Origin of the sequence: Paraburkholderia sp. (assembly GCF_035501035.1) — a bacterium.
GTDB lineage: Bacteria > Pseudomonadota > Gammaproteobacteria > Burkholderiales > Burkholderiaceae > Paraburkholderia.
The window spans coordinates 1-13,486 of sequence record NZ_DATJWR010000239.1; the positions used below are offsets into that span (position 1 = coordinate 1).

The following is a 13,486-nucleotide window of genomic DNA, read 5'->3' on the forward strand; positions in this document are numbered from 1 at the left end:
GTCGCAGGCCACGCAAAGCGCACGCCGCCAGCAGGGCGAAGCCGCCCCCACTGCTCAGCGCCGCGCCCCGGGCAGGCCCGCCTCCGTTGCGCGCTGGAGTGAGTCCACCTGACGCTGCAATTCCCGCAATTGCGCCTGCGCCTTCGCTTTCTGCTCGTTAAGCGCCATGGCATCGCTCTGCACCTGGCGCTGGTGGTCGTCGACCCGCGCCTGCTGGGTGCGCGCGATGTCGAGGTCGGCCTGCAGGCGGCGCGCACGCGCTTCGGACAGCGCAATCACCTGCTGGAGGAACGCCTTCTGCGCCTCAAGTTGCGTACGCCGTATTTCGACCTCGGCAAGCTGAGCTGTCTGCTGCACGAAGTCGGCGTAGATCGCTCCGGCGCGTGCTTCGTCCTGCGAACGGATCACGCGCCAGAAGTGCTTGTCCTGAAACAACGCGACGTAGTACGTCATCTCCGGCGGATAGAAAAAGAGACTTGCTCCGTAGCTCGCGTTATAGGTCGTGCGCAGTTCGACGAGTTGCGAGTCTTGAATCAATTGCATCAGCGTGGCAACGTCGCCTTGCCCGGCGCCGGCTCTCGCCTGCTCGTCCGGGTTGCGAGAGCTGCCAGCAGGCGGCGACACGCCACCCGGCTGCGGCGTCAGACTGCCGAGCGACGGGCGGCTGCCCGCCAGCGGCGCGCCCTCGCTCGCGCCGTCGCTCACGGCCGCCGCGCCGGCCGGATCGACCGGCTTGCCGGCCCATGCCGTTTCGCCCTGTTGCAACAGCACGAAAGTCGCGGCGCTGATCATCACACGACGCAACGCGATTGAATGCTTCATACCTGCCTATTCCATTCAGGTTTCTCGGTAACCCTTGATTATCGCCGCGGAGAAATCTCAAAAATGGCCTTTTATTCTGGATAGGCTTGAGAATCGAAAGATCGAGGCAAGTCTTGAATGCCAGCCGCAGAAAACTACGGAAAACTACGTCAATGCCGCCCGAAAAGAATGCGGGCTGCGTAGGATTCCAAGGGGGAGACTGGGGTGGATGCGCCGCGCGCCTGAGGGAAAAAAGCAGCGCGCGGCGGAGACAACCGTGCTTCGCTATCAGAAGCGCGTTTCGCGCGCCGAACGTAGAAAGGTATCGAGCAGCGGCGTGCAGTCGAGCAGTTCGGGGCCGCCCGCGCGATGAAACTCAGGGTGCCACTGCACACCCACGACGAACGGCGCACGCCGGTAGCGCACCGCCTCGATGAGCCCGTCGCCCGCCGACACGGCCTCCACCGTCAGATCGCGTCCAAGATTCCTGATAGCCTGGTGGTGAATCGAGTTGACGATAGCTTCGCGCCGCCCCGGGAACATGCTCGAGAACGTCGAGCCCTCCGGGAAGGTGACCGCATGGCGATGCTGGTCGTAGTGCTCGCTCACATGAACGCCGGCTGTCGGCACGTCCGAGGCGATGTCCTGATAGAGCGTGCCGCCAAACGCCACGTTGATGAGCTGGCAACCGCGGCACACACCGAGCACCGGCTTGCCCGACTCGACGAACTCATGAAGCAGTTCGAGCTCGTACATGTCGCGCACGCGGTCGCCCGGCCACTCGGGGCGCGCCGAGATTTCCGCGTAGGTCTGCGGTGAAACGTCGGCGCCGCCCTGCAGCAACAGTCCGTCGAGATGCCGCGCGTAGTCGCGCAGACGGATATTGCTCGGGTGCAGCATGCCCTGATGCCCGACCGTCGGAATCATGAACACGATGACGTCGCGCGACATCACCCAGTGCGCGATCGACTCTTCGAGGTATTGCAGCGTCTTGCCGCGCAGGCCTCGCGCACCCGGCTCGGGGTGGAAGATCCGCGCCGAGACGCCGATGCGCAGCGTGCGTTGCGTGATGCGCTGACCCGCGCGGTCGAACAGCTGCCGCGCACGCGCTGCGATGATGCGGCCGAACACCGCCCACGTCGAATCGCTCGCGCGCAGATAGCGCGGCGGCTCAGGCGGAATGGCCCCCGGCGGCGGCGGATGCTGCGCCGTGAAGTCGGGGGCCTGGCCGAACCCGGCTGGCGCCGCGCCGGGCCGAGGTGCAGTGGCGGCAGCGCCCGCATCCACCGGCTCCGTGTGCGCAGTCGGCGCGGGCGCGGACTTGCCGGCCTCGCCGGTCTCCTCGATCGGGATGCGCGGCGCGGCGCCGGCCGGCGCGTGCTCGGGCAGCTCGCCGGGCGTCGACGCGGCCGCCGGCCCGCTGACGCCCGGCGTGACGGCCGAGGCGCTCGCGGGCGCATCGGTCGACACGCGCTGTGCGGCTTCTCCAGAGGGCGAAGCAGAACCGGAAGCGGAAGTCGAAGCAGCGGAGGAACTGGCGGAACCCGGTGAGCCGGCGCCGGGGGAAGCCGTCGAGGACGAGGGAGCGCCGGCAGGATCGGCGCCGGCGGGACGGCTTGCGCCGTCAGGGACCTGGGGGTGGTCTGATTTGTTTTCGCTCATGACGTGGGGTCAGGCGCGCGGCGCGCGAACGAATGAACAGGGTTCGATTATCCTTCGCACCGCACGTCGCCGCCACCCCCGCGCGCAATTGCTCGCATGCGCCCGCGCCCATCGGCGACGCCTTCGACGCGAGTGCGGGTCGCGCCGCCTGCTCAGACGTCCGGCCGTTCGTCGAAGGTCTCGCGCAACGCGATCTGCATCGACGCATGGATCTTCACGCACCAGCGCCACAGCAGCATGGTGAGCGCCGCCGCGCACACCAGCACGCCGACGAGGAAACCCGTGGGCGGCAGGATCGTCCCCGAGAGCGCGGCCACGAGCAAGAATACGCCGATCATCGAAACCACCGGCACGAGTTCCGCAATCAGATGACGAATCGCGCGCGTGAACCTCCCCGCCTTCTCCGGCTGCACGCTCACCTCGGCGAGCAGGAGCGCGAGCGACTGCGTCTTGCGCCACACCGCCACGAGAAAGGGGATCGCAAGCACGAGCGCGACGCTCCAGAGCACGACGCGCTGGATGCGCTCATCGCTGACCCAGTGCGCGAGCAGGGGTTCCGCGTAGCGCGCGCCATACGAGACGCCGATGAAAATCGCCGACACGAGCGCGAGATTCACCGCGATCTGCAAGACGATGCGCTTCGTGAGCGAAAAGAGCGTCGGCCCGTCGGAACGCGGCATGAGGCAGCGCAGCCACTGGCTGTACATGCCGAACACGTTCGCGACGGCGGGCGGCATCGCGCGCGCCACACGCTGCGAAAGCGGATCGGCGATACGGATGAGGTACGGCGTGGTGAGTGTCGTGATGGCCGAGACGGTCACGGCGATCGGATACAGAAACCCGCTCGTCACCTTCAGCGTGAGACCGAGCGAGGCGATGATGAAGGAGAACTCGCCGATCTGCGAGACGGTCATGCCCACGCGCATCGCGGTGCGTCCGTCGCGGCCCGCGAGGAACGTGCCGAGCCCGCACGACACAAGCTTGCCGAGCACGACGGCAAGCGAGATCACGGCGATCGGCCAGGCGTAGTCGACCAGGACGAGCGGATTGAGCATGAGCCCGATCGTCACGAAGAAAATGGCCGAAAACGCGTCGCGCAGCGGCGCGATCAGATGCTCGATGCGATGCAGATGACGCGACTCGGCCATGATCGCGCCGATCAGGAACGCACCGAGCGCGATCGAATAGTCGAGCTTCACGACGAGCAGGCAAAAGCCGAAGCAAAAACCCAGCACCGAAACGAGCAGCATCTCGTCGCTGCCCACGCGCGCCACGTAGCCGAGCGCGCGCGGCACGATCAGGATGCCCGCCAGCAGCGAGACCACCATGAAGAGCAGCAGCTTGCCGAGCGTGACGAACGCGATGGCGGGCGAGAGCTCGCCCGTCTGTGCGATGCCGCCCAGCAGCACCAGCATCGCGATGCCGAGTATGTCTTCGACGATCAGGATGCCGAACACGAGCTGCGCGAACGGCTCGCGCTTCACGCCGAGATCGGAGAGCGCCTTGACGATGATGGTCGTCGAGGAGATGGCGAGGATCGCGCCGAGGAACAGCGAGTCCATCGTCGCCCAGCCGAACGCGCGGCCGATCTCGTAGCCGAGCCACAGCATCAGGACGATTTCCGAAAGCGCCGCGACGATGGCCGTCGCGCCCACCTGGAAGAGCTTGCGCAGGCTGAACTCGAGGCCAAGCGAGAACATCAGGAAGACCACGCCCAGTTCGCCCATCGTCTGGATGGTCTGCTCGTCGTGGATGAGCTGGAACGGCGGCGTGTACGGCCCGATGATCACGCCCGCAGCGATATAGCCGAGCACGACCGGCTGCTTCAGGCGATGAAACAGGACGGTGACGACGCCCGCGAGCGCCATCACGACGGCCAGATCCTGAATGAAGCCGATTCCGTGGTGCATGAAGGTTTCCTTACAAAAAGCTATCGATTTCCCGCATGTTACCCGATGCGCAAGGCAGATTGCCCCGCGAAGAAAAAGCCGCCCTACAATGATGCGACCCTTGCAGGTGCCGTTCGCCCCGCCACTCGCCCGTCTGGCGCACCTACGCGCAGCCCGCGCATTCACCATGTAATGACCGATTCTTCTGCCGCCATGACCACCTCATCCACCGCCTTCGCTCCGTTTCCCCCCCTCGCCCAGCTCGCCGCCGATCTGGCCGCCGGCCGCACGACGAGCCGCGCGCTCGCCGAAGCCGCGCTCGAGCGCATCGCCGACCCGGCTGGCCAGGGTGTGACCGTCTTCACGCACGTCGACCCGGATCGCGTGCGCGCCGCCGCCGATGCGCACGACCGCCTGCGAGCCGCCGGCACGGTGCTCTCGCCGCTCGCGGGCATTCCCGTTTCGGTGAAGGATCTGTTCGACGTGGCGGGCGAAGTCACGCGCGCGGGTTCCACGGCGCTCGCGAACGCGGCGCCTGCCACGGCGGATGCCGCCGCTGTCGCGCGTCTGCGCCATGCGGGCGCGGTGCTCGTCGGCCGCACCAACATGAGCGAGTTCGCGTTCTCGGGGCTGGGCCTGAATCCGCACTACGGCACGCCGCTCTCGCCCTACCACCGCGGCGTGGCGGGCGACGCGCGCGTCGCGGGCGGCTCGTCCTCGGGCGCGGCGGCCTCGGTCGCCGACGGCATGGCCGCCATCGCGCTCGGCACCGACACGGGTGGTTCCATCCGCATTCCGGCTGCGTTCTGCGGCCTGACGGGCTTCAAGCCCACGGCTGCGCGCATCCCGAAAACGGGCGGCGTGCCGCTCTCGACCACGCTCGACTCGTTTGGTCCGATCGGCAACACGGTGGCATGCTGCGCGCTCGTGGACCGCATACTCGCCGGGCTCGAGCCGCGCGTGCCGGCCGCGCGCCACCTCGAAGGCGTGCGTCTTGGCGTGCTGACCAACTACGTGACGGAAGGCGTCGACCCCGAAGTCGCCGAGACCGTCGATACGGCGCTCAAGCACCTCGATGCAGCCGGCGCGATCGTGAGCGAAGTGCGCTTTTCCGCCTTCGAACGCTTCGCCGAGATCAACCGCATCGGCTTTTCGCCGATGGAGGCGTACGCATGGCATCGCGGGCTGATCGCGAAACATCGCGACCAGTACGATCCGCGCGTGCTCGTGCGTATCCTGAAGGGCGAGCCCGCCAGCGCGACGGACTACCTGGACCTGATCGCCGCGCGCGCCGCCGTGATGGAAGAGGCGCAGGCCATGCTCTGGTCGCGCTTTGACGCCGTGATCGCGCCGACCGTGCCGATCGTGCCGCCGCCCGTTGCCTCGCTCGCCGCCGACGACGAAGTCTTCGCCCGCACCAACGCGCTCGTGCTGCGCAACCCCAGCGCGTTCAACTTCCTCGATGCCTGCGCGCTCTCGCTGCCGTGCCACCACTACGGCGCAGCGCCAGTCGGGCTCATGCTCGCAGGCGCGCCCTGGGCCGACGACGCCCTGCTCGCCATCGGGCGCGGCGTCGAGGCCGTGCTTGCGCCGCTGCGCTGACGTGCGCCAGCGCGGCGCGGCCTTGCGCGCGAACAAGGACACCTGCGCGCCGCACGCAACCTTCGCGCTAGAATCCCGTCACCCCATAGCAGCCCCCCGGCTGCGTCAGACAACCCGAATGAACGAGCCACATGAACGACGATAACGCGCTGTTGCGCCGCGAGCGCGGCCTGCTTGTCCTGCTTGGCGTGATCTGCCTCGCGCTGCTGGGCGGCGCCCTGTACTTCCAGTATGTCGAGCACCAGGACCCCTGCCCGCTGTGTATCCTCGGGCGCTACTCGCTCATCCTGATCTCGGTGTTTTCCTTCCTCGGCGCGCGCATGACGAGCTGGCGCGGCGTGCGCGTGCTCGAAGGGCTCGTGGCGCTGTCGGCGCTCGGCGGTGCTGTCGCGTCTGCGCGGCTCGCCTGGGTGCAGGCGTTCCCGAATTTCAGCTGCGGCTTCGACACGCTGCAGCCCATCGTCGACGGATTGCCGCCCGCGCACTGGCTGCCCGGCGTGTTCAAGGTGCAGGGCCTGTGCGAAACCACCTATGCACCCACGCTTGGCCTGACCATGCCCATTTGGTCGCTGCTCGCGTTCGTCATCGCGTTTTTCGCGGTTGTGGTAAGCCTGTGGCGCAACCGTCGCCGCCAGGTGTCCTGGCCCGGGATCCGCCGCTGACCCAGTAGCCGGGGCGGCGCATGCGCCGCCCCGATCCCCTGCATCCACCGCCTGCCCGCCGGGCAGCGCCCCTGCGTGCGCACATGCCTCGCATGGCACTGCGAAATTGCGCACGGCATCCGCACATTCCCCCTCCCTCACGCGCGATCGCCGCGCCGGACGGCTCGGCGCCGTGAGTCGCGCCATTGCAGCGTCATGACTCGAGTCGCATAACCCCCATCTTGCGGGGGGAATACTTTCCTGACGCGAGCGGTGATATCTTCGGAACTGGATGGCGATCTACGTGCGCGAGGCTGGTTTTGGCATGGCCCCTGCGTAACGCGCGCCTGATCCGCAATGTCCCCCGGTTCACCATGACAACGCAAACCATCCGATTCCTCCACCGAGGCTCAGTGCGCGAAGTACGCGATGTGCCTCCCACACGCACGGTGCTGCAGTACCTGCGCGAGGATCTGCGCGCCTGCGGCACCAAGGAAGGCTGCGCGGAGGGCGACTGCGGCGCGTGCACGGTCGTCGTGGGGGAGCTCGACGGCGACGGACATCTCGCCCTCAATGCCGTCAACGCCTGCATCCAGTTCCTGCCCACCCTCGACGGCCGCGCGCTCTACACCGTGGAGGACCTGCGCCAGCCGGATGGCGCGCTGCACCCCGTCCAGCAGGCGATGGTCGATTGCCATGGCTCGCAGTGCGGCTTTTGCACGCCGGGCTTCGTGATGTCGCTGTGGGCGCTCTACGAGAACCAGCCCGCGGGTGCGGGGTTGCCCAGCCGCGACGAGATTGACCAGGCGCTTTCGGGAAACCTGTGTCGCTGCACCGGCTACCGCCCGATCGTCGAAGCCGCCCTGCGCATGTTCGACGGAACCTGCCATCCGCGCGTCGCGCTCGATCGCACGCGCGTTGAAGCGCAACTACGCGCGTTGCAGCGCCCCGGCACCTTCGAATATCGCGGTCCCGACGTGCGCGGCGCCGGGCACGGCGAGAGCACGTTCTACGCACCACGCACGCTCGAAGCCTTCGCGGCGCTGCGCGCGGCTCACCCCGACGCGCGCGTGCTCGCAGGCAGTACCGATATCGGCCTGTGGGTCACGAAGCAGTTCCGCGATCTGGGCGACCTCATCTATACGGGCAACGTCGCGCAAATGAAGACCCTTTCGCGCGACGCCCAGACCATCGCGATCGGCGCCGCCGTCCCGCTCGAAGAGGCGTACGCGGCGCTCGCCGTCGACTACCCCGAACTGGCCGAGCTGTGGGCGCGCTTCGCCTCGCTGCCCATCCGCAACGCGGGCACGCTCGGCGGCAACATCGCGAACGGCTCGCCGATCGGCGATTCCATGCCCGCACTGCTCGCGCTCGACGCCACGCTCGTATTGCGGCGCGAGGCGCGCGTGCGCACGCTGCCGCTCGCGGCGTTCTATACCGGCTATCAGAAGAACGCGCTCGAAGCGGGCGAATTCGTCGAGGCGATCCACGTACCGCGCCCCGCGCCGACGCTGCGCTTTCGCACCTACAAGGTCTCGAAGCGCTACGACCAGGATATCTCTGCGGTATGCGCGGCGTTTGCGCTCTATGTCGGCGAAGACGGCACGATTGCGCGCGCCCGCATCGCCTTCGGCGGCATGGCCGCGATCCCGCAGCGCGCCGCGCATGCCGAAGCGCTGCTCGACGGCGCGCGCTGGGACGAAGCCGCCGCGCAGCGCGCGATGGATGCGCTCGCCACCGACTATCAGCCGCTCACGGACATGCGCGCGAGCAGCGCGTATCGCCTGAAGGTTGCGCGCAATCTGCTGTGGCGCTGCTGGCTCGAAACGCGCGACGACGCGCCGCTCGCGCTGTGCGACGTCAATGCGTTCTCCTTCAGCGACGATGAAACCGAAACGGCGCTCACCAGAGATGCGCCATGAACGATCAAGCCGATCCGCTCGTGATGCGCTCGCAGCACGCTCATGAAGGCGCGCTCGGCGCGCCGCTGCCGCACGAATCGGCCGAGGCGCACGTGAGCGGCGAAGCACGCTACACCGACGACATCCCCGAACTGCACGGCACCGCGCACGCGGCGCTCGGCCTCTCGCGCCATGCGCACGCGCGCATCGTCGCGCTCGATCTCGAACGCGTGCGCTCGTCGCCGGGCGTGTTGGCCGTGTTCACGGCCACCGACATCCCCGGCGAGAACAACTGCGGCCCGGTCGTGCACGACGATCCGGTATTGGCCAGCGACGTCGTGCAATACCTCGGACAGCCCGTTTTCGCGGTCATCGCGACGAGCCACGAACTCGCGCGCCGCGCCGCCGCGCTGGCCGCAAGCGATGACGTCGTGCGCTACGAGCCGCTCGAGCCGGTTCTCTCCATCGACGAGGCGCGCAAGCGCCAGCATTACGTGCTGCCGCCGCTGCGCCTCGTGCGCGGTGCGCCCAACGAGCGCATTGCCGCGGCGCCGCACCGCCTCGCCGGCACGTTCGCCGTGGGCGGGCAGGAGCAGTTCTATCTTGAAGGCCAGGTCGCCTACGCGCTGCCGCAGGAGCAGACGGGCATGCTCGTCTACACCTCGACACAGCACCCGAGCGAAATGCAGCAAGTGATCGCGCATCTGCTCGGCTGGCCCGCGCACCGTGTCAGCTGCGAATGCCGGCGCATGGGCGGCGGCTTCGGCGGCAAGGAATCGCAGTCGGCGCTGTTCGCGTGCGTGGCGGCGCTGGCGGCGCATCGGCTGCAGCGCCCCGTGAAGCTGCGCGCCGATCGCGACGACGACTTCATGATCACCGGCAAGCGCCACGACGCGCTCTATACCTACGAGGCAGGCTACGACGAGGAAGGGCGGCTCGCGGGCGCGCGCGTCGAGATCGCGCTACGCGCGGGCTATTCCGCGGATCTTTCGGGCGCGGTCGCCACGCGCGCCGTCTGCCACTTCGACAACGCCTACTATCTTTCGGACGTCGAAATCGTCGCGCTCTGCTGCAAGACGAATACGCAGTCGAACACCGCGTTTCGCGGCTTTGGCGGCCCGCAAGGCGCGCTCGTGATGGAGGTGATGCTCGACGAAATCGCGAAGGCGCTCGGGCGCGATCCGCTCGACGTGCGGCGCGCGAACTACTACGGCATCGGCGAGCGCGATGTCACGCCGTACGGCCAGCGCGTGGAGGACAACGTGCTCGCGCCGCTCACCGACGAGCTGCTCGCGTCGAGCCGCTATCGCGAGCGCCGCGCCGCGATCGCCGCCTGGAACCGCACGAGCCCGGTGCTCAAGCGCGGCATCGCGCTCACGCCGGTCAAGTTCGGCATCTCGTTCAACGTGCCGCACCTGAACCAGGCGGGCGCGCTCGTGCACGTCTACCGCGACGGCTCGGTGCTCGTGAACCACGGCGGCACCGAGATGGGCCAGGGACTCAACACCAAGGTCGCGCAAGTGGTGGCCGGCACGCTCGGCCTGCCGCTCACGCGCGTGCGCGTGAGCGCCGCCGACACCTCGAAGGTGGCCAACACCTCGGCCACGGCCGCCTCCACGGGCAGCGACCTGAACGGCAAGGCCGCCGAAGACGCCGCGCTCGCAATCCGTGCGCGCCTCTCGGCGCTCGCCGCGGAGCAATACGGCGGCGCGAGCGCAGACGTGACATTCGAAGACAGCATGGTGAGCGCGAACGGAAAGTCGGTCGCGTTCGCCGACTTCGTCGAACTCGCGTATCTGAAGCGCGTGCAACTTTGGTCCGACGGCTTCTACGCCACGCCCAAGGTGCACTGGGATGCGCGCACGCTCACGGGCCATCCCTTCTACTACTTCGCCTACGGCGCGGCTGTGTCGGAGGTGGTCGTCGACACGCTCACGGGAGAATGGAAGCTCGTGCGCGCCGACCTGTTGCACGATGCGGGCCAATCGATCAATCCGGCCATCGATCTCGGCCAGGTGGAAGGCGGCTTCATCCAGGGAATGGGCTGGCTCACGACCGAGGAGCTCTGGTGGAATGGTGACGGGCGGCTGATGACGCGCGCGCCGTCCACCTACAAGATTCCGGCGATCAGCGACACGCCGGCCGCGTTCCACGCGCGGCTCTATCGCAATGGCAACGCGGAGCCGACCGTGTTCCGTTCGAAGGCGGTGGGCGAGCCGCCGTTGCTGCTGCCGTTTTCGGTGTTGCTTGCGATCCGCGATGCCATCGGCGCGGCCGTGCCCGAGGCGCGCGAGGCCGCCCCGTTGCGCGCGCCCGCCACGCCCGAGGCGATTCTGGATGCGCTCGATGCACTGCGAACGCGCGTCGCGCCGCCGGGGCAGGCTTTGGCACCGCACGAAAGCCCAGTGGCCGCAGGCCCCCAAGGCATACAAGGCATACAAGGCGCCGAAGCCGCACTGCCCGCGGCGGCGCGAAACCGCAAGATGGACTGAGCGCGCGAAACTGCCATCGCCTGGCGCCCTCCAACCGTGGAGCGCGGCAACGCCGAAGCGGCATGCAAGGATAGGCCAGGCCCGCGCGAGGCCACGAAGATCAACCGGCGGCACCTGCATGTAGGTGCCGCCCCGTAGGGAGAACCGCCAGATGCAAGCCTGGCTTTCCGATCTGCAGCAACTGCTCGCGCACGGCGACGCCGCCGTGCTGGTCACCGTTGCGCGCGTCGAGGGATCGGCGCCGCGCGAGGCCGGCACGAAGATGATCGTCACGCGCGAAGCGGCCCGCCATACGATAGGCGGCGGCCACCTCGAATGGAAGGCCATCGAGATCGCGCGCCAGGTGCTGCGCGACGGCATGCGCGCACCGCACGCGCGGCGTCTGGAGCGCCTCGCGCTCGGGCCCAGTCTCGGCCAATGCTGCGGCGGCGCCGTGGTGCTCGCGTTCGAGCGCCTCGACGTGGCGGACCTCGGCTGGCTGTCCACACTCGCGCGCCGGCTTGCGGCGGGCGCGTCGACCGTGCGTAGCGTATCATTCCGCTCCTCGCGCAATGGGAGCCCGCAAGGCGACGCCGCCGCGGCCGATCCCGTCATGCTGAGCGAGCCCGAACCGGGCGTCGAAGCGCCCGATTGCCTGTTGTGGGACACGGGCGGCCCTAACGTTACGACGGGTACGGCAGATACCACGGGCACGATGCTTCTCACCGAGACGATTGCGCCCAACGACTTTCCCGTCGTGCTGTTCGGTGCCGGCCACGTGGGCGCGGCGCTCGTGCGCGTGCTCGGCACGCTGCCTTGCCGCGTGCTGTGGGTCGACGAGCGCGACGCAGCGTTTCCGACGCCCGAGGCGTTCGCGTTGCTGGGCGCGCCCAATGTCGCGATCGACGCCAACGATGCCCCCGACGAAGCGATCGACACCGCCCCGCCGGGCACGAGCTTCATCGTGATGACGCACGATCATTCGCGCGACCTCGATCTCGCCGAGCGCATCCTGCGCCGCGGCGACTTCCTGTTCTTCGGCATGATCGGCTCGCACACGAAGCGCAAGCAGTTCGAGCACCGGCTCGCCGCACGCGGCATCGACCCGCTGCAGATCGCGCGCATGCACTGCCCGCTCGGCGTGGAGGGCATCGTCGACAAGTCGCCCGAAGTCATCGCGATCTCGGCCGCCGCGCAACTGCTGCAGGCCATCGAAGCAGCACGGCTGGCGAGCCCCGCCGCGCATGCCCCGGCAACCCATTGTGCGTGATGTCAAACACTGAACGAACCCATAAGCGAATCGAACCGACCATGACGATCACGACCACCGCCGACACCGCCGCCACTGCAAAAGCGCTCGTCGAGAAGGCTGAACATGCCCCGAAGGCCGAGCTGCACATCCATATCGAAGGCTCGCTCGAACCGGAACTGATCTTCGCGCTCGCGCAGCGCAACCACGTCAAGCTCGCCTACGAGTCGATCGAAGCGCTGCGCGCGGCCTACGCGTTCACCGACCTGCAGTCCTTCCTCGACATCTACTACGCGGGCGCGAGCGTGCTGCTCACCGAGCAGGACTTCTACGACATGACGATGGCCTATTGCGAGCGCGCGCTCGCCGACAACGTCGTGCACGCCGAAATCTTCTTCGATCCGCAAACGCACACCGAGCGCGGCGTGCCGATCGAAACGGTGGTGGCGGGCATCGACCGCGCACTCGCCGACGCCGAAAAGCGCGGCCTCACGAGCAAGCTGATCCTGTGCTTCCTGCGCCACCTGAGCGAGGCCGATGCGCTCGCCACGTTCGAAGCCGCGCGCCCGCTCTTCGGGCGCCACGCGCGCCTGATCGGCGTGGGCCTCGACTCGTCCGAGCGCGGCCATCCGCCCTCGAAGTTCGAGCGCGTGTTCGAGCAGGCACGCGCGATGGGCCTCAAACTCGTCGCGCACGCGGGCGAGGAAGGCCCGCCCTCGTACATCTATGAAGCGCTGGATCTGCTCAAGGTCGATCGCGTCGATCACGGCGTGCGCAGCATCGAAGACGCGGCGCTCGTCACGCGCCTCGCCGATACGCGCGTGGCGCTCACCGTATGCCCGCTCTCGAACATCAAGCTGTGCGTGTTCGACGACATGACGCAGCACACGCTGAAGGATCTGCTCGACAAGGGCGTGGCGGTGACCGTCAACTCCGACGACCCCGCCTACTTCGGCGGCTACGTCAACGAGAACTACCGCGCGATCATCGCGGCGCTCAAGCTCGACGACAGCGAGGTCTACACGATCCTGCGCAACGGCTTCGAGGCGTCGTTCGTGACGCCCGCGGAGCGCGCCGCGCTGATCGCGAAACTCGACGCTTCCTGGGGTGGAGCGCCGGCGAAACGCGTGAACTGAACCGCGCGGACGAGGCACAAGCAGGCAAAAGCAGAGGCACAAGCAGCCCCAGCCAGCAAGAACACGCCCCAACCCGCCCCAGCCCGGGCTTGAAGCGAATCCGGCCCGGCGCGCAAGCGCCGGACCGCGGGCCC

9 protein-coding genes are annotated in these 13,486 nt (G+C 68.1%); 6 read left to right on the forward strand and 3 right to left on the reverse strand.

What is annotated here, in order from left to right:
- Positions 1-54 precede the first annotated feature (54 nt).
- From VMJ11_RS17655 to VMJ11_RS17665, 3 genes are all read right to left on the reverse strand, one after another.
- The gene (locus tag VMJ11_RS17655; protein WP_325620682.1) at positions 55-822 is read right to left on the reverse strand and encodes a DUF2968 domain-containing protein; all 768 of its coding nucleotides are present in this window, start codon (positions 820-822) and stop codon (positions 55-57) included.
- 267 nt (positions 823-1,089) lie between these two features.
- A complete protein-coding gene (locus VMJ11_RS17660; protein ID WP_325620683.1) occupies positions 1,090-2,463 on the reverse strand; it encodes a gamma-glutamyl-gamma-aminobutyrate hydrolase family protein in 1,374 nt (457 codons plus the stop codon).
- A 152-nt stretch (positions 2,464-2,615) separates the two neighbouring features.
- Positions 2,616-4,373: a cation:proton antiporter gene (locus VMJ11_RS17665; protein WP_325620684.1), complete on the reverse strand. Its 1,758-nt coding sequence runs from the start codon at positions 4,371-4,373 to the stop codon at positions 2,616-2,618.
- A gap of 192 nt (positions 4,374-4,565) precedes the next feature.
- Here VMJ11_RS17665 and VMJ11_RS17670 point away from each other — a divergent pair, with 192 nt between their 5' ends.
- The 6 genes from VMJ11_RS17670 to VMJ11_RS17695 all read left to right on the forward strand — a co-directional run bounded on the left by VMJ11_RS17670 (position 4,566) and on the right by VMJ11_RS17695 (position 13,352).
- Positions 4,566-5,954, forward strand: coding sequence for an amidase (locus VMJ11_RS17670; RefSeq protein WP_325620685.1), 1,389 nt, complete (start codon positions 4,566-4,568; stop codon positions 5,952-5,954).
- Between the two features lie 131 nt (positions 5,955-6,085).
- Positions 6,086-6,616 (forward strand): disulfide bond formation protein B, encoded by a 531-nt coding sequence (locus tag VMJ11_RS17675; protein ID WP_325620686.1) that lies wholly within the window; start codon positions 6,086-6,088, stop codon positions 6,614-6,616.
- 353 nt (positions 6,617-6,969) lie between these two features.
- A complete protein-coding gene (xdhA, locus tag VMJ11_RS17680) occupies positions 6,970-8,517 on the forward strand; it encodes a xanthine dehydrogenase small subunit (RefSeq protein ID WP_325620687.1) in 1,548 nt (515 codons plus the stop codon).
- Positions 8,514-10,988, forward strand: a complete 2,475-nt coding sequence (gene xdhB / locus VMJ11_RS17685; RefSeq protein ID WP_325620688.1) for a xanthine dehydrogenase molybdopterin binding subunit — start codon at positions 8,514-8,516, stop codon at positions 10,986-10,988. Before xdhA ends, xdhB begins: the two co-directional genes overlap by 4 nt.
- 151 nt (positions 10,989-11,139) lie before the next feature.
- Positions 11,140-12,237, forward strand: a complete 1,098-nt coding sequence (xdhC, locus tag VMJ11_RS17690) for a xanthine dehydrogenase accessory protein XdhC (protein ID WP_325620689.1) — start codon at positions 11,140-11,142, stop codon at positions 12,235-12,237.
- 41 nt (positions 12,238-12,278) lie between these two features.
- Positions 12,279-13,352, forward strand: coding sequence for an adenosine deaminase (locus VMJ11_RS17695; protein ID WP_325620690.1), 1,074 nt, complete (start codon positions 12,279-12,281; stop codon positions 13,350-13,352).
- Positions 13,353-13,486 lie beyond the last annotated feature (134 nt).

What these genes read in the sequence shown, in the direction of transcription:
- VMJ11_RS17655 (WP_325620682.1), bottom strand. Translation starts at nt 822, where the DNA reads ATGAAGCATTCAATCGCGTTGCGTCGTGTGATGATCAGCGCCGCGACT.
- VMJ11_RS17660 (WP_325620683.1), bottom strand. Translation starts at nt 2,463, where the DNA reads ATGAGCGAAAACAAATCAGACCACCCCCAGGTCCCTGACGGCGCAAGC.
- VMJ11_RS17665 (WP_325620684.1), bottom strand. Translation starts at nt 4,373, where the DNA reads ATGCACCACGGAATCGGCTTCATTCAGGATCTGGCCGTCGTGATGGCG.
- VMJ11_RS17670 (WP_325620685.1), top strand. Translation starts at nt 4,566, where the DNA reads ATGACCACCTCATCCACCGCCTTCGCTCCGTTTCCCCCCCTCGCCCAG.
- VMJ11_RS17675 (WP_325620686.1), top strand. Translation starts at nt 6,086, where the DNA reads ATGAACGACGATAACGCGCTGTTGCGCCGCGAGCGCGGCCTGCTTGTC.
- xdhA (WP_325620687.1), top strand. Translation starts at nt 6,970, where the DNA reads ATGACAACGCAAACCATCCGATTCCTCCACCGAGGCTCAGTGCGCGAA.
- xdhB (WP_325620688.1), top strand. Translation starts at nt 8,514, where the DNA reads ATGAACGATCAAGCCGATCCGCTCGTGATGCGCTCGCAGCACGCTCAT.
- xdhC (WP_325620689.1), top strand. Translation starts at nt 11,140, where the DNA reads ATGCAAGCCTGGCTTTCCGATCTGCAGCAACTGCTCGCGCACGGCGAC.
- VMJ11_RS17695 (WP_325620690.1), top strand. Translation starts at nt 12,279, where the DNA reads ATGACGATCACGACCACCGCCGACACCGCCGCCACTGCAAAAGCGCTC.